The organism is Acidovorax sp. LjRoot74 (assembly GCF_964254355.1).
In the GTDB taxonomy this organism is placed as follows: domain Bacteria; phylum Pseudomonadota; class Gammaproteobacteria; order Burkholderiales; family Burkholderiaceae_C; genus Acidovorax.
Genome location: NZ_CAXUTI020000001.1, coordinates 1,315,709 through 1,339,234, shown reverse-complemented (window position 1 = coordinate 1,339,234; position 23,526 = coordinate 1,315,709). Strand labels below are relative to the sequence as shown.

Below are 23,526 nucleotides of genomic sequence, written 5' to 3'. Positions count from 1 at the left end.
TCGGATGCGTTTCAGTCTCCGACCTTGTCAAACACCTGCCCGCCCGAGAGCTGGTAGGCCAGGTTGCCCACCTGCAGGCTGCGCTCGTTGGCAATGTCAAAGCGGTTGTACAGCCCAGGGGTGTCGCCGTTCAGGATGGCGGTGGACACCACCATGGAGCGCTGGGCCAGCGCGCCGGTGGTCGTGTTCACCTCCAGCCAAGTGGCCGTCAGCGTGCTGGATGCGCAGGGCAACCACCTGGTTACGCCCCTGACCCTGGAGCAACGCCCCGCTGCTCCAACAGCCCATGAGGCCTGCACGCCGGGAGCCTCCTGAAACGGCAAAGGGCCTGCGCAGTCGCACTGCGCAGGCCTTCAGAAAAAATCCATCGAACCGGCCAGCAGCCGGAAGGCAAAAAAGAAAGGTCTGTTACTTGACCCCAGCCACCATCATGGAGCGGTTGCTGCGGCACCAGATCGGTGCCAGATGGCCAATCTGGATGGTCAACTCGTTGCCCTTGCCCAGCACCGTGGTGGGGCCATTGCTGTAGGCGTAGCCGGTTTCTGCCACTTGCCGGGGCAGCTCCACCGTCCAGCCACTGCGGCGCATCACGCTGCGGCCCTGGTCGGGGTAGAACTGCATTTCGACCTTTTCACCGTTGCCGCAGGCGTATTGCATGCTGCTGCCGTCCGCTGGGGCACTGAAGGCCTGCATCGCAGGGGGCTGGCTTGCGCAGCCCGACAACAACAGGGTGGCCAACGCACCCGAACCCAGCAAAACCATCGTCTTCATCGGTCACTCCTGACATCGCGGCGCACCCTGGCGGCGCATCCGACAACTTCCATCCAACGGCTGGTGGCCCCCGGCCACGGGGGCCTGTTCACAAGCCCCTGGCTGCCACCTAAGCACAAACCTTGCCACTCACCACACCTGCACCTTCCCACTTGCGAGAGACCGAAACCTGAGATTCCAGAGCCATGACCCACACCCGGTGCAGCGCATGACCACAAGAGTGCCCCAGGCCCCCAGGGCCCGTCATTGGGGTGATCCCCACATCGAGAGCTGCCTCTAAAGTCTGTCTGCGCCCTGTGGCGCCCTGATGACGGGCCAGAGAACCCCAGGGCCGGGCTTTATTGGGCGCACCGGAACGCCCAATACCGTCCAAAAACATCTGATTACAAGCACCAGCAGCCCAAAATCCCCAGCAACCGACGCCCTTGGTGGGGTATGGCGCGCCAGACTGGGACATACCCTAAGAGCCGGTTCAAAGCGCCCGCGGCCAACGCCCCCAGGCCATCCCGGGCCTGTGCACCACCTGTCCATCCCGTCCATTCGCGACAGCAGCCTTCACGCGCTGCAGGTAACCTCGCGGGGCCCTGCGGCCGGTGGCGCCACCCCGAGCCACCAGCTGCCGACTTCTTTCTGGAGACCCGCACCCGTGTCCACGCCCCTGCCGCCATCGCAACCCGCCCCCCTGCTCTCTTCCCGCGCCGCCTGGGCCATGCTGCTGGCACTGGTGTCGGGCTTTGCGCTGAGCCAGGCGTTTCGCACCATCACGGCCATCATGGCCACCGGGTTGCGGGCGGAGTTCGGGCTGTCGGCGCAGGCGCTGGGGGTGTTTGCCGGGGCCTTTGCGTTTGCGTTCGGCTCCATGCAGCTCTTCATGGGCATCGGCATCGACCTGTATGGCGTGCGGCGCACGCTGCTGGTGGCCTTCCCGCTCACCATTGCGGGTGCGCTGCTGTCGGCGCTGGCACCGAGCTACGGCGGGGTGTTGCTGGGCCAGGTGCTGATTGGCGTGGGCTGCGCGCCCGCCTTTCTGGTGTGCACAGTGTTCATCGCACGCTACTTTCCGGCCAGCCGGTTTGCGATGGTGTCGGGCGTGGCGATGGGCGTGGGCGGGCTGGGCATGCTGTTCACAGGCACACCGCTGGCCTGGCTGGTGCAGCAGTCGTCCTGGCGCATGGGGTTTGGCGTGCTGGCCGGGCTGGCTGCACTGGCCTGGCTGCTGATCTTCTGGAAGGTGCACGAGCCCGCGCAGCCTGCACACAGCACGCTGCCACGCGAATCGGTCGGTGCCGCCGTGCGCGGCTTTGGCGCGCTGTTCTTGCTGCCCCACACGGCCGGCATCATGCTGCTGGCGCTGATGACCTATGCCTCCTTCCTCACCTTGCGCGGGCTGTGGCTGGGGCCGCTGCTCATCGAGCGGCATGGCTACAGCCTGGTGGCCAGTGGCAATGTGGCCATGCTTTCGTCGCTGGTGTCGCTGTTCACACCGGCGTATTTCGGGCGCATCGACCCCGGGCCCGGGCGGCGCAGGCGCTGGCTGGTGGGCTTCACGCTGCTGCTGGCCGGGCTGTTTGCGGCCATCGGCTTGTTGCACGCCGAGTGGCTGGACGTGAGCGGCTCGATTGCCGTGGGTTTGCTGTCGGGCTACATGGTGCTGCAGTACGCCGATGTGCGCTCGTCCTACCCGGCGGCCATGACCGGGCGGGCCATGGCGGTGTTCACCATGGCCCTGTTTCTGGGCGTGGCACTGATGCAATGGGTGACGGGCCTGGCCGCCTCGCTGGCCGCCGCACGGGGCGCGGACCCGTATGTGGCGGTGATGCTGACCATCGCGGGCATGCTGGCGGCGGGCGCCATCGCCTTCAGGTGCCTGCCCGCACCGGCCCCCGCGCACTGAGCCGCGTGGTGTAGAGCAGAAACGGGGCACTAAAATAGCCCCTGCGCCTTTGCACAGTGCGCATATAGCTATCATAAAAATAGCAACCAGCCCCACCATGGGCGCTGGTTGCGCAGGCGCAGACCGGTGCGCCCCCCTCCTACGCAATGCAAACTTTCAATGGGCTTGAAATGGCCCACCTTCAACCGCTGTATGCGCGGCTTGCCGACCGACCTGCGCTGCTGGCGAAGCTGCAGGCCCAGTGGGGCCTGCGCAGCGTGACCGGGCAAGGCAAGGACCTGATGGCGACATCTGCGCTGCTGGAGCTGCTTGAAATGCTGCATGCAGAAGGTGAGCCCCATGTCGGCGCCTGGCTTGCGCTGCAATCGGACTTGAGCACCGGCCATGGCATTGCCTACTACCTGCGCAGCTGCACCACTCTGGAAGCCGCGTTGCACGAGATCGTGCGCCTGCGCAGCCGCCTGCTGCCAGACGGCGAGTTCGGCATGCACAAGGATGGCCAGCAACTGCGTCTTGTCATGCGCCCGCACTATCAAACCCAGCGGCTGGGCCGACAACTGCGCTACGAGGCCGGCGTGGCCTGGCTGATCTGCCTGCTGTCGCACTGCGTGGCCCGCCCCCTGCGACCACAGGCCATTGAACTCATGACGCCAGCGACCCCACAGGCAGAGCAATTGGAAGCTCTGTTTGGCGTGATGCCGCGCTTTGGCATGGACGAATTCGCAGTCTGCTACCCGGCCGAAATGCTGGGCCTGCCCTTGCCCGGCAGCAACCCTGCCCTTCTCGCGGCCCTGCGCACCTCGCTCGACTACCTGGTGCCTCCCGTTCGGCATGGGGTCAGCGCCACAGAACGGCTGCGCCAGTGGCTGGGGGCCCTGACCGACCCCAGCCGGGCGAGCCAGGCGAGTGCGGCCCGTGCATTCAATTGCGGCACCAGCTCCCTGCGGCGGCGCCTGTCCGGCGAGGGCAGTTCCTTCTCGGCACTGCTGCAAGCCGACCGGCGTGCCCGCGCGCTGCGCTGCCTGGCCTATGACGAAGAAGGCATCGACGTGATCGCCCGGCGCCTGGGCTATGCAGACCGGACCACGCTGGAGCGCGCATTCCTCGGCTGGTTTGGCTGCCGCCCGGCGCAACTGCGTGGCGAGCTGGTGGCGGCCTGGCCCGACATGGCACAGCGCAGGGCCGCGCTGGAGTCCATCGACACCACCCTGCCCTGCGACGATATGGAAGCCTGGCTGGCCGCCGCAGCCACCGTGGAGCCTCGGCCTCAGGCCAACATGCACGGGCCGCGCCTGGCCGCACTGCTGCTGTGCGCAGCCGGTGCGCCGGCGGCAAGCATCCGCCAGATGCGCATGGGCATGGGCATGGCATCAGAGGCCCTCTGACGCACAGTCCTGCCGCACTCCCGCTGCTGCCTTCACACCGCCTTGGCAGCATCAGGCGGCGTGTCATCCCGCGCGCCTTCGGCTCCGCCTGATAACTTGCGCTGCCCGTGCAGGGGTGCGATGAAAGAGTCGTACTGCTGCCACGCCCCCGCGTAAAAGGCATTCTCAGGCCGCCCCTCCTCAGAGGCATAGAAGATCTCGTTCGCACCATCGACAGCCAGTGGCCCTGGGTCGCCACGCAGCATGTGGCGCCTGCTGTTGATCGCGGCCTGCAGCTTCCAGCGCGCCGCGCTGATGCCAGCGTGGCGCTCGGAGGATGGGCCCAGGGTGGGACTTTCATCCCCCAGCAGCTCCAGGCGGATCTCCTCCGCCGTCGGCAGGCGATCAGCCACCACGACGCTGTAGGCAATGGAGCAGCGTGACAGCAGCGCGCGCCGGAACTGGCGTTGGCTGCGTGGCAAGCCCTGATCATCCTGGAGCACATCGATACAGCCCAGCACATGGCCGTCGGCAGTGCACACGGTGAAGGTGCAGTACATGCCCCGCAGCAGCGGGTGCCAGCGCAAACCACCCTCCCGCGACGGCGCCCGCGTGAAACAGGTCACCGGCGTCTTCAGCAGGATCTGGTGGTCATCAAACACCTGGTGCAGCCAGCGCCAGACTCTGCGTTCCTCGGCATTGACCACAACACGCGCCTGCAGCGGCCACCGCGCGGGCACGCGCAGGCTGCGTGCTGCAGACTGTACCAGCCACCACCGGCGCCCCAGCACGCCGGCCACCAGACACGGCACTGTGGCAATCGACATCGCGATAGTCAGCCCATCAAGACCCGGGATCATGCAGCCTCCTGCGGACAGAGGCGGCCCCGCGCGGCCCAGATCAGAACGGATAGGCCGGTGCCTGGCCTTCCAAATTGACCCATTGGCCGGTCGAAAAACGATTGCTTTTGCCAGCAGCGATGGCATAGAAGCTCCGGTCGGCGACGGGCAGCTTCAGGTCTGCGACCGAATCCAGTGCCTTCTGGCTCACAGGCATGCCATACATCGCAAAAATCTTGCGCAAGTCTTTGGCGATGATTTTCGAGCTGAGCACAAACAGCAGATCCTGGTTGCTGATCTTGTTGTCACTGAAACGACCCATGCCGTACTTGCCTGGGTCGGTTGCATCCCAAGCCTTGGCCACGAGGCGATCGCCTTTGGTCAGCATATTGTGGTATTCCAGCGCTGTGGCCGCCGTCGGCTGGACCATGCTTAGGCGCTCCCTGGTGTACAGGAAGGACAGTTGCATCCAGAAAGCCATCTTGGCCTCTGCGCCACCACCCCAGAGGCGCGCTTCCATATCACTGCGCTGCGCCTCACCCTCCAGGTTCGTGGCACGGTTGGCCAGTATGTGCTGATACAGCGCGGGATGACCGGTGCGGTTGCCATTCTCGTCCTGCCCCAACAGCGCATAGGTCCTGAAAGTCTGGGCCACGGCCAGATTGTTGTTGTCGCATTCAACAACGCAGCCACGGTTGCTGCCAAAGTCCAGGTGCATCACCCGCTGCACGGTGTTGTGGCCCAGCTCATGCGCCCAGCCCCAGCCCAATCCAATGCCTGCGAAGCCATCAGAAGGATTGCCCGAGCAAAGGAAACCGCAGGTCGCTATCCAGCCCACAAAATGCTGCACGCCCGGGGCTCGGTGCAAAGGGCCGTCGCAGGTCCAGCCCAGGCTATCGCAGATGGTCTTCACGTTGGGCATCAGCGGCAAGTTGCTGTAGCCGTTGGCGATATGGTTGGTATCGAAGAGGATTCCTTTGAGTTCATCCATCACATAAGTCCGGGGACTCTTGGAACCAATGACCGATTTGGCGTAGCCAATGGTCTGCTGGATTTCTCCCCCTACGAATTTGGCCGTCATCCAACCGAAATCCTGACGCGCCACAGCAGCAACCGCCTCGGCGATCTCCACATCGCTCGGCGGGGCGCCGCTGAAATCAAAGTGTGCGTATTTGGCGCCGCCCTTGATACGCAATTTGACCGTGCTGCCACCTGTGGTCCCGCTGTAGTTCAGGAACAGTGGACCGCCGAAGGGGGTCACAAAAGTCGTCACCTTGCTGCGGGGCAGTGGTACGGCAAAAGACTGTGGCCGACGCGGATGTGCGTACGTGGCGTCAAAAGGGCTACCGGCTGTGCGGATATGGCTGGTCTGAATGCCGTAGCTGCTGCCATCGGCCGCCTCCACGATCTCGATCGTGAGGGGTTTGCCAGGCAGCGCTGCACGGCCTATGGCTGTTTTCCCGCTGGCTTGCGCGATGGTGACGTTCACCACCTCATCGGCCACCACAGGCAGGCTCTGCGCCGCAACAGGCATGTAGCCCCCCTGCCCCTTGGGCGAAACGGTGGTGGCACTACGGCTGTAATGCGTCCACGAATCAGAGGCATAGGCCCGCAGGAAGGCTGCAGAACTACCGGTTTTGCTCAGGCCTTTGCCGTACTCGATGTTTGGCCGCCACAGATCCGCCCACAGCACCAGCAGCCGGTACAGCTCGGTATCGGCACTGCCGAACACAGCATCCCCGCGCCCATCAAATCCGGCCAGGTCGTTGTGGATCTTGTTGATGGGCTCGGTAGGGGTCTGGTCCGTGCTGAAGCTGTGGACCAGGTTGTCGTTCGCAAGCATGCGCAGGACATTGGGCAGGCTGCCGATCTGGTCGCTCTTGCCCAGGCTTTGCTCTGCCGTGCGGGCCTGGCCCACACTGACACCTGCAGCCCCGGCAAAGTAGTTGCCCGGATAGCCCCCGAGCGTCATGCCCATGGCCAACAGGACCTGGCGGCCGCCGGCCGACTCCGTCCAGTTGTTGTGCATATAGATCACGGCCTTGCCAGCGGCGAGGTACTTGCCGACCAGCGCCGTCAGGCTGGGGTCGGCCTTCACGCCAGCACCAAAAACCAGCAAGTCGGCCTGCTGCCAGCAGGTATTGGCGGCATTGGCGATATCGCAGACGACTTCCCGGCCCTGCTTGCCCGTTGTAGCGATGTATTTCTGCACCGTGGCGCCAGCGTAGCCCGCCGTGCTGAAGGAGATGCCGGCGGGCAAGGCGGCATTGGCATCCCCTCGCATCAGCCAGGTGAAGGCGCGCCTAAACAGTGGCGCATGCTGGGCCTCGCGGGTGCCATTGGCCATCCAGTCCAGCACGTTGGCACCATACGCCAGGCCACGGCCTGCCTGTACCTCCGACACGGCCGCCATGCCACTGTTGTTGTCGCTGAGGATGAATGGCGCCACCATGACCGACGCCGACGGCGTGGTGGCGATGGGTGTGACGGTGGTGCTGGAGGTGGTGTGATCGAGCGACAGATCCAGCGTCTCGCCACCCCGGTAGATGTTGGCCACTATGCCCGTCTGTCGGCTTTGCAACTGCACGGCAAGGCGGGTTGCACGCTCTAGCAGAGTGAGCGTGTCGGCAGGCTGCAACGGGCGGGGGTCGCCGGACTGGAGTGCTTGAGCGATTCTGTCGGTGGGTATGGGTGCTGGTGCCGGTGCTGGTGCCGGTGCCGGTGCCGGTGCCGGTGCCGGTGCTGGTGCTGGTGCTGGTGCTGGTGCTGGTGCTGGTGCTGGTGTTGGTGTTGGTGTTGGTGTTGGATCGGGCGACGGTGTGGGGGTAGGTCCGGGGACAGGCGTTGGCGTTGGCGTTGGCGTTGGCGTTGGCGTTGACGGGTTCTCTGGCTCGGAATTGCTGCCCTGACCCGGTGCGGGGCTGGTGCCAGGGGGCGATTCAACGCCTGAGTCAGTGCCTTGGGGGTGGTCATCTTTCCCGCCACCACAGGCGGTCAGAGCCACGGTCAAAAGCAGTGGGACAAGCTTGTATGCCTGCATATGTTGAGAAATCCTGTTGGAAGAAGTACGGGCATGCGGAGACTGGGTCTCTTCTGCGTTTTGCCTGGGGAGCAGCGCCCATGCGGGACCTTTGCGCCTTGGGGCGCAGCACCCCCCATCGAGGGGAAGCGGAGGTTACCGGCGCTCTGCCAAGGCGCAAATGACAATAGCGCTCAAGCTAGCCACATCGGGTGCTCACCCACGCCACGGGCCCCGTCTGGCACCCTCCACCAGATATATTCGTCGGCCGATGGACACAAAGAGTTTGGTTTGACTTCGACGTATCTCGCTGGCCTTGCGCTTGAAATGCGCTGGCTGCTGCCCCTGTACCAGCGCCTGTCAAACCGGCCCGAGTTGCTGCGCGCACTGGAGCGCGAGACCGGCCTGCGGCGGGCCGATCCAAGCGACCGCAGCCAACTCGCCCATGCGTCGTTTTGTGATCTCATCGAACGGCTGCATGCCGCGGGTGAACCCCATATATGCGCCTGGCTGGCCCTTCAGTTTGACGCCAGCGTGGGCTACGGGCAGGTGTACTTTCTGCGCAGCAGCTCTCAACTGCGCGAGATGCTGGCCGACCTGGTAACCAACCAGCCGCTCATGCTGCCGTTTGGTTACTTCGGCTTTTTCGTCAATGCGGACTCTGACAGTTTCGAGATGCGTTTGCAGCCCTACCACGCTCCCACACGGCTGGCATCGCGGTTGCTAGCAGAAGGGGCTTTGGCCTGGATCAAGCGCATTCTGGACCTCAGCCTGGCAGAGCGCGCAACGCCGCTATCAGCCAGCTCCATCGCGCCGCCCTCTCCATGCCGGGAGCCGCTGCACGCCTTGTTCGGCGCCCCGGTGCAGATGGGAGCACCCTACAGCACCCTGCGCTACCCGGCGCACCTGCTTGATCAAACACTGCCAGGCGGAAACCCCCGAATCAAGCACGCGATGCGCGCTGGATTCGTGGCCCTGTTGCGCAACAGTGACGCCCCCATCCCCCTCAGCCTGAAACTGATCGGCTGCTTTTTTTCGCACACTGGCCAGGGCGCTATGGGCATTGAGAGCACAGCTTTGCGGCTGGGCCTGAGCGGCAGTGCACTGCGCCGCCAGTTGCGGGTGGAGGGCATGCGTTTTTCGGACATCTACAACGCGCACCGCCGCCGCCTGGCGTTCCAGCTGCTGGTTCTGGAAGGCGCCCCGGTGGAGGCCGTGGTGCGCAGTCTCGGCTATGCCAGCCGGTTCTCGCTGGAACGCGCATTTGCGACGTGGTTTGACACCACGCCCGCACTGGCTCGCCGCGACCGTCTGCTGCTGGCGGCCCAGGCCATCGCCGAGGACTGGAGCGATCCCGTGGCGCTCCTGCGCATGCTGCCATCCCCCTCGCACAGCGCCATGGACGAGACCTGCCTCAATGCGCTGCAGCAACCCGCAGGGCCGCTGGTACAAGCCTATCTGCTGGGCCTGGCCAACAGGGCCGAATATGGTGGTCGGCTGCTGGACGACGCCCGTGGCCTGACCACGCAGCTCCGTCCCGAACGTTTCGACCAATTGATCGGGGGGCTGCACCTGCAGGCCGGGCCAGGGCAGCCCGTAGCAGCCCTGGCGCCTCTGTGGCGTGCCTGCTACACTGCGCTGGAAAGTCTGCCAGGGCTGGACTGGTTCGCGGCATTGAGCGCCGACGCGCAGCAGCGCACGCGGCAGGACGTGGCCTGGTACGAGCTGGGCGCACTGCTGATGCACCGGATGGTGGGCGCACCCTACGGCCGCCTGCTGCGCGAGGCGCAAAACTGGTCCCGTGCCCAGGTACTGGAGCAGGAACGCAAGCGCTTCGGGCTGGACCGGCACACCGCAGGCGCCCTGCTGCTCTCGGCCTGGGGCCTGCCGCGCAGCGCGGTCCACACCCAACGCGCAGCCAGCCAGCCGGTGACTGCCGAAGCCCAGCGACTCGCCGCCTTGTACGAACCAAGGCGTGCAAATTCAAGCCCCCTGTGCTCGCGCACGAAGCGCCTCTGATGCAGGAGGGCAGGTGGCGGCCGAGCCCGCACCTTGCACGCGCCACCACTGCAGCACACCAAACACCAGCTCGAAAGCGGTGAAGCCCAGCACGATGGCACTGGCCCCGTGCGCCACGGCGTAGATCTGCCACGCGGCAAACAAAAAGCGCGCCACACCATCCAGCCGCCCGAGCAGCAGCGAAGGCGCCACGATGCGCGCCACCGACCACACCACCACCACCGATCCGAGCAAGTTAGCCAGCAGCATGTGGGTGCTGTCGAGCGGGTGCAGCGTGCCCGGCAGTCCGAGCGTCTGGGCCAGCAGGTTCAGCTGGGCATAAAGCCAGGCAAAGGTCCAGGGCAAGGCAAACGGCCAGGTGACGAGCAGGTCGTACCAGCCGCTGGCGCGCACGATGCGCAGGTAACGGTCGGAAGCGAAGGCGGGGATGTGCATGACAAGAAACCTCTGTGAATGAATCAATGAGGTCCCGAGCTTCCACCTTGAAGTACGCTTCAGGGTCAAGCACTTTGTGGGGGGAGCAGGATCATGTTGATCGGAGAACTGGCCACGGCCTCGGGCCTGAGCCGCGAGGCGCTGCGGTTTTATGAACAGCAGGGCCTGATCCGCGCGCGGCGCCTGGCCAACGGCTACCGCGACTACCCGCCCGAGGTGGTGACGCTGGTGCAGTACATCCGCACGGCGCAGCAACTGGGCTTTACGCTGGCCGAGATTGGCGACCGCCTGCCCAGCATCTGGGATGCCCCCGAACCGGGCCCGCTGCTGAACCAGGTGCTGGCCAGCAAGCTCGGCGAGATCGACGCGCGCATTGCCGCGCTGCAGGCGCTGCGCCAGACACTGGCAGAGCGCGTGGCCACCGACTGCCCGCTGCACACCCGGGGGCCCTCCTCGAGCCTGGCCTAGACAGAATTTGAAGAAAAAATAGGCCTTACCGCGCGTTCACCATGCCCTTTAAGCTATCAAATAGATAGCAAACTCACCCCACACCCGCTACGCAGCTGACGCGGACGCGGGCACCACGTGCAGCAGCACCGGGTGGTTGCCATAGGCGTCCACTCCCTCGATCTGCACGCCAAAACCCCACAGGCGCGCCACATGCTTGAGCACCTCCTGGGTGTCATCGGCCAGCGGGCGGCTTTGGTACTGGGTGTGGCGCAGGGTCAGGCTGCGGTCGCCGCGCAGGTTCACGTTCCAGACCTGGATGTTGGGCTCGCGCGTGCCCAGGTCGTACTGCTGCGACAGGATCTGGCGCAGCTTGCGGTAGCCGTTCTCGTCATGGATCTCGCTGACCACCAGGTCGCCCTGGCTGGCGTCGTCGTGCAGCGCAAACAGGCGCATCTCTCGCATCAGGTGCGGGCTGAGGTACTGGCCGATGAAGCTTTCGTCCTTGAAGTTGCGCATGGCCTGGTCGAGCGCAGGCAGCCAGGGCGTGCCTGCGATGTCGGGGAACCAGTGCCGGTCTTCGGCCGTGGGGTTCTGGCAGATGCGCTGGATGTCGCGGTACATCGCAAAGCCCAGCGCATAGGGGTTGATGCCGCTGTAGGCGCGATGCCCCACGGGCGGCTGGTAGACCACATTGGTGTGCGAGCCCAGCCATTCGATCATCACGCCATCGCTCAGGTGGCCTTCGTCATACAGCGTGTTGAGCAACGTGTAGTGCCAGAACGTGGCCCAGCCTTCGTTCATCACCTGGGTCTGGCGCTGGGGGTAGAAATACTGCGCGATCTTGCGCACGATGCGCACGATCTCGCGCTGCCAGGGCTCCAGCAGGGGCGCGTTCTTTTCGATGAAGTACAGGATGTTTTCCTGCGGCTCCTGCGGAAAGCGGTTGTGCTCGGGCACGGCGTCGTCCTTGCCAGGCCGCGTGGGCAGGGTGCGCCAGAGTTCGTTGACCTGCTGCTGGGCGTAAGCCTCGCGCTGCGCACGCTCCTGGCGCTCACGCGCCAGGTTTTTCTTGGAGGGGCGGCGGTAGCGGTCCACCCCGAAGTTGGCCAGCGCATGGCAGGAGTCAAGGATGCGCTCCACCTCGTCAAAACCGTAGCGCTCCTCGCACTGCGCCACGTAGTCCTTGGCATACACCAGGTAGTCGATGATGCTGGACGCATCGGTCCACATGCGAAACAGGTAGTTGCCCTTGAAGAAGCTGTTGTGGCCATAGGCCGCATGGGCAATCACCAGGGCCTGCATGGCGGTGGTGTTCTCCTCCATCAAGTAGCTGATGCAGGGGTTGGAGTTGATGACGATCTCATACGCCAGGCCCATGTGCCCGCGCCGGTAGCGCCGCTCGGTGGCCAGAAACTCCTTGCCGTAGCTCCAGTGCCGGTAGTTCACCGGCATGCCCACGCTGGAGTAGGCGTCCATCATCTGCTCGGCGGTGATGATCTCCAGCTGGTTGGGGTAGGTGTCCAGGCCAAAACGCTCGGCTGTGGCGGCGATGGCCGCGTGGTAGCGCTCGATGAGGTCAAAGGTCCAGTCGCTCGGGTCGGGCAGCGGCTCGGCGGGCCGCGCCCCGGCGGGCAGGGGCTGCTCGGGCACGGCATGGTGGCGGCGCTCGCCCACGGCGGCCGCCTTCCAAGGGTTGTCGTGGATGCGGCGCTCCAGCACGGGGTACTGGGTCATGTTGCTCATACCTGCACCCCTTCCTTCTTGAAGAGGTCGCGGAACACGGGATAAATCTCGCCCGGCTGCGACACCTTGCGCATGGCGAAGTGCGAGAACACCGGCAGCAGCTGGCTGTATTCATCCCACAGGTTCTGTTCTTCCTCGGCCACCTGCACATAGGCAAAGTAGCGCACCAGCGGCAGGATGCGGTCCACCAGCAGGTTGCGGCAATTGCCGCTGTCGTTGGTGAAGTTGTCGCCATCGCTGGCCTGGGCCACGTAGATGTTCCAGTCGCCACTGGGATACCGCGCGCGGATGATCTGGTCGAGCAGCACCAGCGCACTGCTGACCACCGTGCCCCCGCTTTCGGTGGAGTGGAAGAACTGCTCCTCGCTCACCTCGGCGGCCTGGGTGTGGTGGCGGATGAAGACGATGTCGATCTTCTCGTAGTGCCGCGTGAGGAACAGGTACAGCAGGATGAAAAAGCGCTTGGCCAGGTCCTTGCGCGCCTCGTCCATGGAGCCCGAGACATCCATCAGGCAGAACATCACCGCCTGGCTGTTGGGCACCGGCACCTGGGTGCGCGCGCGAAAGCGCAGATCGATGGGGTCGAGATAAGGAATGCGGCCGATACGCACCTGCAGCGCATCGATGCGGCGCTGCAACGCGGCCACCGCCTCGCTGGTGCCGTCGTCCTGCGCCAGCAGGGCATCCAGCTCCTCCTGCAGCGCCAGCAGTTCGCGGTGTGCGGACTTGCCCAGCGCAATGCGCCGCCCCAAAGCGCCGCGCATGGTGCGCAGCACGGCGAGGTTGTTGGGTATGCCGTCCTGGCTGTAGCCCGCGCGGCGCGACTTCCACAGCGGGTTCTCGCCAATGTGGGTGCGCAGCAGGTGCGGCAGCGCCAGGTCTTCAAAAAAGAGCTGCATGAACTCTTCCTTGGTCAGCGTGAAGGTGAAGTCGTCCTCGCCCTCCCCCCCATCGCTGGCCTGCGAGCCGCGCCCGCTGCCCCCCTTGGGCCGCTCGATGCGGTCGCCGCGCACATGCTCCGCATTGCCGGGGTGCACCGTGTCGCGGACGCCGCCCTGGCCGTGGTGGAACACCGGCTCGCCGATGTCCTTCTTGGGAATGGTGATGTTCTCGGCCTGCTCGATGTCGCGGATGCCCCGCTGCGAGACGGCACGGCGCACGCTGTCCGCAATCTGCTCCTTGAAGCGGCGGACAAAACGCTCGCGGTTGCCGACGGACTTGTTCTTGCCTGCGAGCCTGCGGTCGATGATTTGCAGTGCCATCCACTTGCCCCCTTCATGGACCAGCGCCCCATAACGGCACGCTGGCCAACCCATCGATCAACTAGCTGCTTTTGCGCACGCGCAGGTACCACTCGCACAGCAGGCGCACCTGCTTGGGCGTGTAGCCCTTGTTCACCATGCGGGTGACAAAGTCCTCGTGCTTGCGCGCCTCTTCGGCACTGGCCTTGGCGTTGAAGCTGATCACCGGCAGCAGCTCTTCGGTGTTGGAGAACATCTTCTTCTCGATCACCAGGCGCAGCTTTTCGTAGCTGGTCCAGCTGGGGTTCTTGCCTTGGTTGTTGGCACGCGCCCGCAGCACGAAGTTGACGATCTCGTTGCGGAAGTCCTTGGGGTTGGCGATGCCTGCAGGCTTCTCGATCTTTTCCAGTTCGGCATTGAGCGCACCGCGGTCGAACACCTCGCCGGTGTCGGTGTCGCGGTACTCGTTGTCCTGGATCCAGTAGTCGGCGTAGGTGACGTAGCGGTCGAAGATGTTCTGGCCGTACTCGCTGTAGCTCTCCAGGTAGGCGGTCTGAATTTCCTTGCCGATGAACTCGGCATAGCGCGGCGACAGGAACTCCTTGATGTAGCCGGTGTACTTGGTCTCCAGTTCGGCAGGGAACTGCTCGCGCTCGATCTGCTGCTCCAGCACATACATCAGGTGCACCGGGTTGGCCGCCACTTCGGCGCTGTCGAAGTTGAACACCTTCGACAGAATTTTGAACGCAAACCGGGTGGAGATACCCGTCATGCCCTCGTCCACACCGGCGTAGTCACGGTACTCCTGGTAGCTCTTGGCGCGCGGGTCGGTGTCCTTCAGGCTCTCGCCGTCATACACCTGCATCTTGCTGAAGATGCTGGAGTTCTCGGGCTCCTTCAGGCGCGTAAGCACGGCGAACTGCGACATCATCTTGAGCGTGCCCGGCGCGCACACGGCGTTGCCCAGCGAGGATTCGCGGATGAGCTTTTCGTAGATGCGGGTTTCTTCGCTCACCCGCAGGCAGTACGGCACCTTGACGATGTAGATGCGGTCCAGAAACGCCTCGTTGTTCTTGTTGTTGCGAAACGCCTTCCACTCGCTTTCGTTGCTGTGGGCCAGTACCACACCGTCGAACGGGATGGCGCCAAACCCCTCGGTGCCCTTGTAGTTGCCCTCCTGCGTGGCGGTGAGCAGCGGGTGCAGCACCTTGATGGGCGCCTTGAACATTTCCACAAACTCCAGCAGCCCCTGGTTGGCCAGACACAGGCCGCCGCTGTAGCTGTAGGCATCGGTGTCGTCCTGGGCATAGGTTTCGAGCTTGCGGATGTCCACCTTGCCCACCAGGCTGGAGATGTCCTGGTTGTTCTCATCACCCGGCTCAGTCTTGGCAATGCCGACCTGCTTCATGATGCTGGGGTAGCGCTTGACCACCCGGAACTGGCGGATGTCACCGCCAAACTCTTCGAGCCGCTTCACGGCCCAGGGCGAAAGCACGCGCTGCAGGTAGCGCCGGGGAATGCCGAACTGCTCTTCGAGCACCGGGCCGTCTTCAATCGCATCGAACAGGCCGAGCGGCGATTCATTGACCGGCGAGCCCTTGAGGGCATAGAACGGCACCTTCTGCATGAGGTATTTCAGGCGCTCTGCGATGGAGCTTTTGCCCCCGCCCACGGGGCCCAGCAGGTAGAGAATCTGCTTGCGCTCTTCCAGCCCCTGCGCCGCGTGGCGGAAGAAACTCACCACCTGCTCGATGGCGTCTTCCATGCCATAGAACTCGGCAAAGGCGGGATAGCGTTTGATGACCTTGTTGGCAAACAGGCGCGAGAGGCGCGGGTCGTTGCGCGTGTCCACCGTCTCGGGCTCGCCAATGGCAGCCAGCATACGCTGGGCAGCGGTGGCGAAGGCCATGGGATCGCGCTTGCACTCGGTGAGGTACTCGTCAATCGACATTTCCTCTTCACGGCTACGGGCATAGCGCGCGGCGAAATTGCTGATGGCATCCATACGACCTCCTGTGGCGGCACCCCCGGCGGGCTCGGGAAGTACCACGGTGTTGCAGTGGGAATCGCTACCGGCTTGGCTCTTTGTAGCACCACGGCCTGTGCTTGAACAGCAAATTCGTGGTCACATCTGTTGCCTTTTCGGTGCTTTGCACATACAGCGGTAGAGCGCTGCACAATGCACAAAGTTCACCCCGCGCCGTGCCTGCGCGGGTTGCCCCGGATAGGGAATATCCTGACAACCTGCAGAGGGCGTGCAATGGCCCCAACGCGCCCCCAATCGGGTCGTGACGACAGGGCCCAGATCACGGCCCCATACGCCCCATACTCCCCATATCGCGCCCCACACCGATCACAAAGAGCTGGCGCTGGAGCCATCCCCCCGGTACAGCCAGGGCACATCCAGCACGCGCTCGCCCAGCAGGCGCAGCGACAGATCGCGCCCCCAGCGCATGGGCCCTGTGGCATGAAAAATGCGCCCATTGCGGATGGAGCGCGCCTGCACGCGGGCGTTGCGCTGCCAGCGGTTGAGTGCGTAGCGGGTGAGGCGCAGCGGCACCTCCAGGTCGTGCATGGCCAGCGCGCGCTGCAGCTCGGCCGCATCCTCGATGGCCATGCCCGCACCCTGCGCCAGGTAGGGGCGCATGGGATGGGCGGCATCACCCAGCAGGCCCACCAGGCCACGCGCCATCTCGTCGGCACTGCCCACGGGCGGGCGGTCACACAGCGGCCACAGGCGCCAGCCTGCGGGGGCGTGATCGCTCACACCGCGCACCATGTCCTGCAATGCGGTGCAGGTGCCTTGCAGCGCATGGTCCAGGCCTGCGGCGTTGGCAGCATGGTCCCAGTTCTCCAGGTCCTGCGGCGCGGGGCCCTGCACGATGACGACGATGTTCTGCAGCTCGCCCCGGCGCACGGGGTATTGCACCGCATGCAGGCGTGGCCCCAGCCAGGCAGTGACCTGGGTGGTGCGCAGCGCCTCGGGCAGCGCCTGCTGCGGCACCAGCGCGCGGTAGGCGAGGTGGCCCGTCACGCGCGGTGGCATGGCGCCCAAAAGCTGGGTGCGCGTGCGGCTCCACAGGCCGTCGGCGCCGATCAGCGCGTCGCCCTCCACCTCCTTGCCCCGGCTGGTGCGCACGGTGACCACTTCGCCGTTGTCGGTGAAGCGGTCGATGGCGTGGTCCAGATTCAGTTGCGCGCTGGTGCCCTGGCTGACCCCCTCCAGCAGCAGGCCATGCAGGTCGGCGCGGTGGATGGTGGCGTAGGCCGCGCCGTAGCGCTCCACCGCCGTGGGGCCCAGCGGCAGCACCGCCAGCTCGCGGCCACTCACGGCATTGCGCACCTGCAAGCGACTGGGGAAGGCGGCCACCGCCTGCAGCGCCTGTTGCAGACCCCAGGCCTGCAGGCGCCGCACCACGTTGGGCCCGATCTGCACGCCCGCGCCCACTTCGCTGAATGCGGCGGCACGCTCGTACAGCCGCACATCCCAGCCCGCGCGCGAGGCGCCCAACGCAGCAGCCAAGCCGCCGATGCCGCCACCGGCGACCAACACCTGCTTTTTCATCGCCGGGCCGCCCCAAGATGAAAAACTGCCCCCTCGGGGGGCAGCGACCACACGAAGTGGGAAGCGTGGAGGTCAAATGTCATGCACTGATTGTCACGCCCAAGAGGGGGGCGGCTTTTGTCATAACGCAGGCCGCAACGCCCGCTCCAGCACCTCGGGTGGCATGGGGCGGCCAAACAGGTAGCCCTGGAAGGCCTTGCAGCCGTAGCGCTGCAGAAATTCGAGCTGGCCCGTGGTCTCCACTCCCTCGGCCACCACCGCCAGGTCCAGGCTGTCGGCCAGGGCCAGGATGGTGCGCACGATGGCGGCGTCGTTGGGGTCGGTCTGCAGGTCGCGCACAAAACTCTGGTCGATCTTGAGCTGGTCGAGCGGCAGGCGCTTGAGGTAGCTCAGCGACGAGTAGCCGGTGCCAAAGTCGTCGAGCGAGAACCCCACGCCATAGCGGCGCAGGTGCTCCATGCGCGCAATGATGTCTTCGACATCGGCCATCAGCAGGCTCTCGGTCAGTTCGAGCTTGAGGCGCTCGGGGTTGGCGCCTGTGGCATCCAGCGCCCCCAGCACCTGCTCGACAAAATCAGGCTGGCGGAACTGCCGCACGCTCACGTTCACCGACAGGAAGAACTGGCGCGTGAGCGAGCTGCGCGACCAGGCCACCAGCTGGGCGCAGGCAGCCTCCATCACCCACTGGCCCAGCGGCAGGATGAGCCCGGTCTGTTCGGCCAGCGGGATGAATTCGGCGGGCGACACCATGCCCCGGCGCGGGTGCCGCCAGCGCACCAGGGCTTCGGCGCCCTGCAGGCGGCCCTTGCCGTCCACCACAGGCTGGTAGTACAGCACCAGCTCCTTTTCCTGCAGGCCCCGGCGCAGGTCGGCCTCCAGGGCCGAGCGGTTGCTCACGGCGGCCTGCATGTCGGGGTCGAAAAAACGCTGGGTGTTGCGGCCTGCGGCCTTGGCCTGGTACATGGCCAGATCGGCGTGCTTGAGCAGTTCGTCCACGCTCAGGGTCTGCTGGCCAAACAGTGCAATGCCGATGCTGGGCGAGCTGTGGTGGCTGGCTTCTCCCAACACATAGGGCTTGCCCAGCGTGGTGGCAATGTGGCTGGCCACCAGCGCAGCCTCGGCACTGGCATGGTCGGCATCGGGGCTGAGGCCTTCCACCAGCACCACAAACTCGTCCCCGCCAAAACGGGCCACCGTGTCGGACTCGCGCACGCAGGCCTTCAGGCGCTGCGCCACCTGCAGCAGCAATTGGTCGCCAGTGTCGTGGCCCAGGGTGTCATTCAGGTCCTTAAAGTTGTCCAGATCGATGAACAGCAAGGCGCCCTGGCTGTCCGAACGCGCCACGGCCAGCGTGGCGTGCTGCAGCCGGTCCACCAGCAGGCGGCGGTTGGGCAGGCCTGTCAGGGAGTCATAGAACGCCAGGCGCTCGATCTGGCTCTCGACCTGCTTGCGCTCGGTGATGTCGCGGCCCACGCCCCGGTAGCCGCGCAGGGCACCGTTGGCATCGAACACCGGCACGCCACTGACCGATATCCAGTGCATGCTGCCGTCCAACCGCTGGCGCTGCAGCTCCAGGTCACGAAACGGCTGGTGCGCCGCCAGCACGGCACGGTGCGCGGCCCAGTCGGCCTCGGTCATGTTGAGGGCACCAATCTCCCAGCGCGTGCGGCCCATCACGCTCGACAACGGGATGCCGTTCACGCTCAGGTCACCCGCCAGCTGCACAAAGCGGCCTTCGGCGTCGTGTTCCCAGTACCAGTCGGACGACAGGTCGCTCAGCGACCGGAAGCGTGCCTCGCTCTCGCGCAGCTCGTTTTCTACCCGCACGTAGTCGCTCACATCGGCGAAGGTGCGCACCAGGCTGCCATCGGCCAGCGTGGTGGTGCGCACCTCGAACGTGCGGCCGTCGCGCGTGGTGCGCCAGTACAGCGCCGGTGCGGTCGCCACGGCACCCTGGGCCACATAGTCGTGCCCGCGCCGGTCCACCAGGCTGTAACCCTGGCCAAAGTCGCCGCGTTCGGCCTGTACCCGGGTCAGGTCGGCCAGCGTGGGGCGTGTGGCCATCAGCGATTCGGGCAGGTTCAGCAGCTCCAGCACCCGCTGGTTGTAGACGGTGATGCGGCCATCGGGCCCCGTCTTGAAGATGCCCTGGCTCATGCTGGCCAGGGTGGCCTGCAGGGCGGTGCGCTGCTCCTGCAGCATGGTCAGCGCCTCTTGCCAGATGCGGGCATCCACCATGCGCACGGGCTGGCCCTGGCCCCGGGCGTTCTGCATCAGCGCCACCAGGCGGTTGAGCAGCTCGCTCAGGTGCGACACATCGTCGGGTTCGCGCAGCACATAGTCGCCCAGCCCGCAGCGGAAAGCCCGCGCAGCCAGCGCCTCCTGGGTGGCGTCGATGCACATCAGCACCGGGCGGCCCGCGCACAGCTCCAGCAGCCCGGGCAGCTCCTGGTCCGAGGGGCGCAGGCACATCACCACGGCGTCCCAGGCCTGCGAAGCCAGCGGCGCCATGGCGGTCTCGGGGGTGGGGCTGTTCACTACACGCCAGTCGGGGTAGCGCTCGGCCATCAGCCGCCGCGCCGCCGCCGCGTGCTGCGTGTCGATGTCCACCCACAGGACCCCCACATTCGTCATGGCTTGGGCCCTTCCGGCACCGCCACCAAGGGTTGCGACATGAAGCCCAGCTGCTGTTCACGCAAAAAAATGTCCATGGGTGTCGGCCGCCCAAACAAATACCCCTGGAACCCCTCACACCCGTGCAGCCTCAGAAAGCCCAGCTGCCCCGTCGTCTCCACCCCCTCCGCCACCACCTCCAGGTCCAGGCTCTTGGCCAGCGCCAGGATGGTCCGCACAATCGCCGCGTCGTTCGGGTCCGCCAGCACGTCCCGCACGAAGCTCTGGTCGATCTTCACCTGGTCCAGTGGCAAACGCTTGAGGTAGCTCAGGCTGGAGTAGCCGGTGCCGAAGTCATCGAGCGCAAAGCCCACGCCTTCGCTTTTGAGCTGCACCATGCGGGCGATGGTGTCTTCGATGTCTCCCAAGAGCAGGCTTTCGGTGAGTTCGAGTTTGAGTTTGCGGGGGTCGGCGTTGTGGGCCTTGAGGGTTTGCAGTACTTCGGCCACGAAGCCGGGTTGCCGGAACTGGCGCGCGCTGACGTTCACCGAGATGGACAGGTGGGCGGTATTGTCGTGCTGGCTCCAGCGCTGCAGTTGTTCGCAGGCGGTTCGGAGTACGTATTGGCCCAGGGGGAGGATGAGGCCGGTCTGTTCTGCCAGGGGGATGAAGTCGCCGGGGCTGATCATGCCGCGCTGGGGGTGGCGCCAGCGCACCAGGGCTTCTGCACCCATGAGGCGGGCGTGGTGGTCTACCACGGGCTGGTAGTGCACGAGCAATTCGCCCCGGGCCAGACCCTGGCGCAGGTCGGCTTCGAGGTTGGAGCGGGCGTTGACGGCCGCCTGCATGTCGGGGTCGAAGAAGCGTTGGGTGTTGCGGCCTGCGGCTTTGGCCTGGTACATGGCCAGGTCGGCGCGTTTGAGCAGTTCGTCCACGCCCAGGCGTTCGTCGCCAAAGAGGGTGATGCCGATGCTGGGGGTGCTGTAGTGCTGGGCGCCGTCCAGCTCGAAGGGCTGGTTCAGGCTGGCCAGGAGTTTTTCTGCGACGGTTTCTGCCTGGGTGGCGGCGTTTTGCAGGTCGGGGGCCAGGGCTTCGAGCATGACGACGAATTCGTCGCCGCCAAAGCGGGCCACGGTGTCGGCTTCGCGCACGCTGCCCACCAGGCGGGCGGCCACTTGCGACAAAAGCTGGTCGCCCATGTCGTGGCCCAGGGTGTCGTTCAAGTCCTTGAAGTTGTCCAGGTCGATGAACAGCAGGGCGCCGAGATTGCGGGTGCGCTGGCAGGCAGCGATGGAGCGTTGCAGGCGATCGAGCAGCAGGCGGCGGTTGGGCAGGCCCGTGAGGGCGTCGTAGAAGGCCAGGCGCTCGATTTCTTGTTCGGCACGTTTGCGGTCGGTGATGTCGCGGCACACGCCCAGCACGCCGGTCACGCGGCCGTGCAGGTCGCGGATGGGTGTCTTGATGGTCTCGAACTGGCCCTGGTAGCCGTCTTCGGCAAAGGTGAGCGTTTCTTCGTACACCAGTGGCTGCCAGGCCTGCATGGCGCGCTGGTCGTACTTGCGAAAGCGCTCGGCCTCGGCCGGGTTGGTCAGGTCGTAGTCGTTGCGGCCCACCACATCGCGCTCGGGCCGACCCGAAAAACGCTCGAACACGGGGTTGACCGACAGGTACACGCCCTCGGCATCCTTGAGGAACACCATGTCCGGCATGGCGTTGACCACACGCGCCAGGTGCGCCTTCTGGTGCGCCAGTTCCTGCTCGATGCGTTTGAGCGCCGTGAGGTCGTAGGCGAAAACCACCACGGCCGATGCACCTTGCTCGGTAACGGCCTCGGGCGCGAGGGTGGTGTGGCGGTACTGCATGCCGTCGGGGCCTTCGATGCGGTTTTCAAACACCACGGTCTCGCCCGCAAAAGCCTTGTCGAGGTGGGGCTGCATGCGCACAAACACCTCGGCCGGGATCACGTCCTGCAGCAGTCGTCCCTGCAGGTCCTGCGGGGTCTTGTAGAGCCAGCGCGCCTGCTGCTCGTTGACATACAGCACGCGCAGGTCGCGGTCGAGCCGGGCCACCCCGCCCGGAACCAGGCGCAGCATGTTGGCCATGAGCGCATCCTTGGCGCGCGCAGCCTCTTCGGCCAGGTGGTGCGCCGTGATGTCGGTCTGCACCCCGTCCCACAACACGCGGCCATCATCCAGCCGCCGAGGCGAGGAATTCAGGTGCATCCAGCGCACCTGCCCATCGGTGCGGCGCAAACGAAAAACCGCCTCCAGGCTGGTCATGGACAAAAAGGAATGCCGCTCTGCCTCGCGCAGGCGGCCGATGTCCTCCTCCAGGATCTGGCGGTACAGCACGCCGGGGTCGGCCAGCACCTCTTGCACGCGCACCCCATTGAGCCGTTCGATGGCGTCTCCCATGTGCACAAAGTGCACGCGGCCGTCGAGTTCGCGCACCACCTGGAACAACACGCTGTGGGGCAGGTTGCGCCCCAGCAGCGACAGGCGGCTTTCGCTCTCGCGCAAGCGGCTCTCGGCCGTCTGGATGCGGGCAAAGGGCTGGCGGATGCCGGCGTCGAACACCGCCTGGTACAGCAGCGCGTAGGCCATCACCCGCAAGCCATGGGCCAGCGGCCCCCCGATGGGCGAGTGCCCGCCCAGGGCCCCCACCGTGAGTTCGCCGCACACAAATGCCATGGCCGCCCAGGCAAACAGGCGATCGCGCGGCTGGCTGTCCGCATCGCGGCTGGCGCGGCGGTACAGCACCACGGCAATCACCACCAGCGCCAATGCCAGCACGGCCGCCAGCACCTGCCGCAGCACGCCACCAGCAGCCTGCGCAAACCAGCCCGGCAGGGGACCCATGGCCGATCCCACCACCACCAGCGTGACGCCGCCCGAAACCGCCAGCCAGGCCCGGGGGGGCCCCGGCGCTGCCAGCCGCGTGGCCGTGAGCCCCAGGGTGGCCACCTCGGCAATGCGAGCCCAGCTGCTGAGCCACAGGGAGATGTAGGCACTGCCCACGGGCATGTGCACCGGGCCGGAATGCACCAGCACGCCATGCAGAAAGTTGCAGGCTGCCGCCACCCCCACGCCCACCACCAGCACATTGGCCCGCGCCTGTTCGTGCGCTTCGAGCGCGTGCAGCGACACCGATACCACCAGCAGCCCCAGCAGCACAGCCGCCATCTCCAGCAGCGGCTCCAGCCCATGCTGAGCCCCCGCGCCGTCCCCCAGCAACTGCACCAGCGGCAATATCACCAGGGCCAGCACGACCACCACCAGCACCACCGTGACAGCGGGCGCGTCCGACAGGTACGCGCGCGTGGTCAAGGGGCGGTTGGGGGGGGGCATGGGCGTGAAGGATGGACGGGCGGCAGAGGGGCGGTGCGTGTTTTCGGGGGGACGGCTCAAGTGTATCTATGCGTAAGGAAATAACCAGACCGCTCCACCGGTTGCGCCCCCTGCGAACCTTATAGCGGCTCACAAAACTCAGCGAAGCGGTTCTGGGTTCTGGCTAAGCGCCGCGTCGCAGGCAGTACCAGCAGTAAGACAAGATGCGGCAACGACGCCAGAGGAG

16 protein-coding genes are annotated in these 23,526 nt (G+C 65.6%); 5 read left to right on the top strand and 11 right to left on the bottom strand.

The window, feature by feature from the left end; all coding sequences use genetic code 11:
- Window positions 1–11: 11 nt before the first annotated feature.
- Both ACSQ3O_RS06215 and ACSQ3O_RS06210 read right to left on the bottom strand, forming a co-directional pair.
- Window positions 12–191 (bottom strand): hypothetical protein, encoded by a 180-nt coding sequence (locus ACSQ3O_RS06215; protein WP_436138230.1) that lies wholly within the window; start codon window positions 189–191, stop codon window positions 12–14.
- A gap of 217 nt (window positions 192–408) precedes the next feature.
- Window positions 409–771, bottom strand: a complete 363-nt coding sequence (locus ACSQ3O_RS06210; protein ID WP_137745346.1) for an MliC family protein — start codon at window positions 769–771, stop codon at window positions 409–411.
- Window positions 772–1,480: 709 nt separating this feature from the next.
- Between ACSQ3O_RS06210 and ACSQ3O_RS06205 the strand changes: the two genes are divergently transcribed.
- Together ACSQ3O_RS06205 and ACSQ3O_RS06200 are read left to right on the top strand one after the other, a co-directional pair.
- Window positions 1,481–2,665, top strand: coding sequence for an MFS transporter (locus ACSQ3O_RS06205; RefSeq protein ID WP_436141083.1), 1,185 nt, complete (start codon window positions 1,481–1,483; stop codon window positions 2,663–2,665).
- A 170-nt stretch (window positions 2,666–2,835) separates the two neighbouring features.
- On the top strand, window positions 2,836–4,050 hold the full coding sequence (locus ACSQ3O_RS06200) for an AraC family transcriptional regulator ligand-binding domain-containing protein (protein ID WP_436138229.1): 1,215 nt from the start codon (window positions 2,836–2,838) through the stop codon (window positions 4,048–4,050).
- A gap of 32 nt (window positions 4,051–4,082) precedes the next feature.
- On the opposite strand, the gene ACSQ3O_RS06195 is transcribed toward ACSQ3O_RS06200, so the two are convergent.
- Together ACSQ3O_RS06195 and ACSQ3O_RS06190 are read right to left on the bottom strand one after the other, a co-directional pair.
- Window positions 4,083–4,889 carry a hypothetical protein gene (locus ACSQ3O_RS06195; RefSeq protein ID WP_436138228.1) on the bottom strand — a complete coding sequence of 269 codons (807 nt, stop codon included), beginning with the start codon at window positions 4,887–4,889 and terminating at the stop codon, window positions 4,083–4,085.
- Between the two features lie 40 nt (window positions 4,890–4,929).
- Entirely contained in the window at window positions 4,930–7,506 is a 2,577-nt protein-coding gene (locus ACSQ3O_RS06190) for an ImpA family metalloprotease (protein WP_436138227.1), read from the bottom strand.
- 23 nt (window positions 7,507–7,529) lie between these two features.
- Here ACSQ3O_RS06190 and ACSQ3O_RS06185 point away from each other — a divergent pair, with 23 nt between their 5' ends.
- Together ACSQ3O_RS06185 and ACSQ3O_RS06180 are read left to right on the top strand one after the other, a co-directional pair.
- The gene (locus ACSQ3O_RS06185; RefSeq protein ID WP_436138226.1) at window positions 7,530–7,697 is read left to right on the top strand and encodes a hypothetical protein; all 168 of its coding nucleotides are present in this window, start codon (window positions 7,530–7,532) and stop codon (window positions 7,695–7,697) included.
- Between the two features lie 481 nt (window positions 7,698–8,178).
- Window positions 8,179–9,906: an AraC family transcriptional regulator ligand-binding domain-containing protein gene (locus ACSQ3O_RS06180; RefSeq protein ID WP_436138225.1), complete on the top strand. Its 1,728-nt coding sequence runs from the start codon at window positions 8,179–8,181 to the stop codon at window positions 9,904–9,906.
- On the opposite strand, the gene ACSQ3O_RS06175 is transcribed toward ACSQ3O_RS06180, so the two are convergent.
- Window positions 9,871–10,341, bottom strand: coding sequence for a hypothetical protein (locus tag ACSQ3O_RS06175; protein WP_137745350.1), 471 nt, complete (start codon window positions 10,339–10,341; stop codon window positions 9,871–9,873). The two genes, ACSQ3O_RS06180 and ACSQ3O_RS06175, sit on opposite strands and share 36 nt — an antisense overlap.
- A gap of 93 nt (window positions 10,342–10,434) precedes the next feature.
- Between ACSQ3O_RS06175 and ACSQ3O_RS06170 the strand changes: the two genes are divergently transcribed.
- Window positions 10,435–10,809 carry a MerR family transcriptional regulator gene (locus ACSQ3O_RS06170; RefSeq protein ID WP_137745351.1) on the top strand — a complete coding sequence of 125 codons (375 nt, stop codon included), beginning with the start codon at window positions 10,435–10,437 and terminating at the stop codon, window positions 10,807–10,809.
- 87 nt (window positions 10,810–10,896) lie between these two features.
- Here the strand turns inward: ACSQ3O_RS06170 and ACSQ3O_RS06165 are convergent, their stop codons facing one another.
- The 6 genes from ACSQ3O_RS06165 to ACSQ3O_RS06140 all read right to left on the bottom strand — a co-directional run bounded on the left by ACSQ3O_RS06165 (window position 10,897) and on the right by ACSQ3O_RS06140 (window position 23,300).
- Window positions 10,897–12,534: a SpoVR family protein gene (locus ACSQ3O_RS06165; RefSeq protein WP_436138224.1), complete on the bottom strand. Its 1,638-nt coding sequence runs from the start codon at window positions 12,532–12,534 to the stop codon at window positions 10,897–10,899.
- Window positions 12,531–13,796, bottom strand: a complete 1,266-nt coding sequence (locus tag ACSQ3O_RS06160) for a YeaH/YhbH family protein (protein WP_436138223.1) — start codon at window positions 13,794–13,796, stop codon at window positions 12,531–12,533. The genes ACSQ3O_RS06165 and ACSQ3O_RS06160 overlap by 4 nt, the downstream gene beginning before the upstream one ends.
- Before the next feature lie 61 nt (window positions 13,797–13,857).
- Window positions 13,858–15,780 carry a PrkA family serine protein kinase gene (locus ACSQ3O_RS06155; RefSeq protein ID WP_436138222.1) on the bottom strand — a complete coding sequence of 641 codons (1,923 nt, stop codon included), beginning with the start codon at window positions 15,778–15,780 and terminating at the stop codon, window positions 13,858–13,860.
- Window positions 15,781–16,128: 348 nt separating this feature from the next.
- Complete coding sequence (locus tag ACSQ3O_RS06150; RefSeq protein WP_436138221.1) at window positions 16,129–17,340, bottom strand: FAD-dependent monooxygenase; 1,212 nt, start codon at window positions 17,338–17,340, stop codon at window positions 16,129–16,131.
- Between the two features lie 120 nt (window positions 17,341–17,460).
- On the bottom strand, window positions 17,461–19,974 hold the full coding sequence (locus ACSQ3O_RS06145) for an EAL domain-containing protein (protein ID WP_137745356.1): 2,514 nt from the start codon (window positions 19,972–19,974) through the stop codon (window positions 17,461–17,463).
- Window positions 19,971–23,300 (bottom strand): sensor domain-containing protein, encoded by a 3,330-nt coding sequence (locus ACSQ3O_RS06140; RefSeq protein WP_436138220.1) that lies wholly within the window; start codon window positions 23,298–23,300, stop codon window positions 19,971–19,973. The genes ACSQ3O_RS06145 and ACSQ3O_RS06140 overlap by 4 nt, the downstream gene beginning before the upstream one ends.
- Window positions 23,301–23,526 lie beyond the last annotated feature (226 nt).

Bases quoted from the DNA above. Each gene is read 5' to 3' on its own strand.
- ACSQ3O_RS06210 (WP_137745346.1), bottom strand. From the start codon at position 771: ATGAAGACGATGGTTTTGCTGGGTTCGGGTGCGTTGGCCACCCTGTTG.
- ACSQ3O_RS06205 (WP_436141083.1), top strand. From the start codon at position 1,481: ATGCTGCTGGCACTGGTGTCGGGCTTTGCGCTGAGCCAGGCGTTTCGC.
- ACSQ3O_RS06200 (WP_436138229.1), top strand. From the start codon at position 2,836: ATGGCCCACCTTCAACCGCTGTATGCGCGGCTTGCCGACCGACCTGCG.
- ACSQ3O_RS06195 (WP_436138228.1), bottom strand. From the start codon at position 4,889: ATGATCCCGGGTCTTGATGGGCTGACTATCGCGATGTCGATTGCCACA.
- ACSQ3O_RS06175 (WP_137745350.1), bottom strand. From the start codon at position 10,341: ATGCACATCCCCGCCTTCGCTTCCGACCGTTACCTGCGCATCGTGCGC.
- ACSQ3O_RS06170 (WP_137745351.1), top strand. From the start codon at position 10,435: ATGTTGATCGGAGAACTGGCCACGGCCTCGGGCCTGAGCCGCGAGGCG.
- ACSQ3O_RS06165 (WP_436138224.1), bottom strand. From the start codon at position 12,534: ATGAGCAACATGACCCAGTACCCCGTGCTGGAGCGCCGCATCCACGAC.
- ACSQ3O_RS06160 (WP_436138223.1), bottom strand. From the start codon at position 13,796: ATGGCACTGCAAATCATCGACCGCAGGCTCGCAGGCAAGAACAAGTCC.
- ACSQ3O_RS06155 (WP_436138222.1), bottom strand. From the start codon at position 15,780: ATGGATGCCATCAGCAATTTCGCCGCGCGCTATGCCCGTAGCCGTGAA.
- ACSQ3O_RS06150 (WP_436138221.1), bottom strand. From the start codon at position 17,340: ATGAAAAAGCAGGTGTTGGTCGCCGGTGGCGGCATCGGCGGCTTGGCT.
- ACSQ3O_RS06145 (WP_137745356.1), bottom strand. From the start codon at position 19,974: ATGACGAATGTGGGGGTCCTGTGGGTGGACATCGACACGCAGCACGCG.
- ACSQ3O_RS06140 (WP_436138220.1), bottom strand. From the start codon at position 23,300: ATGCCCCCCCCCAACCGCCCCTTGACCACGCGCGCGTACCTGTCGGAC.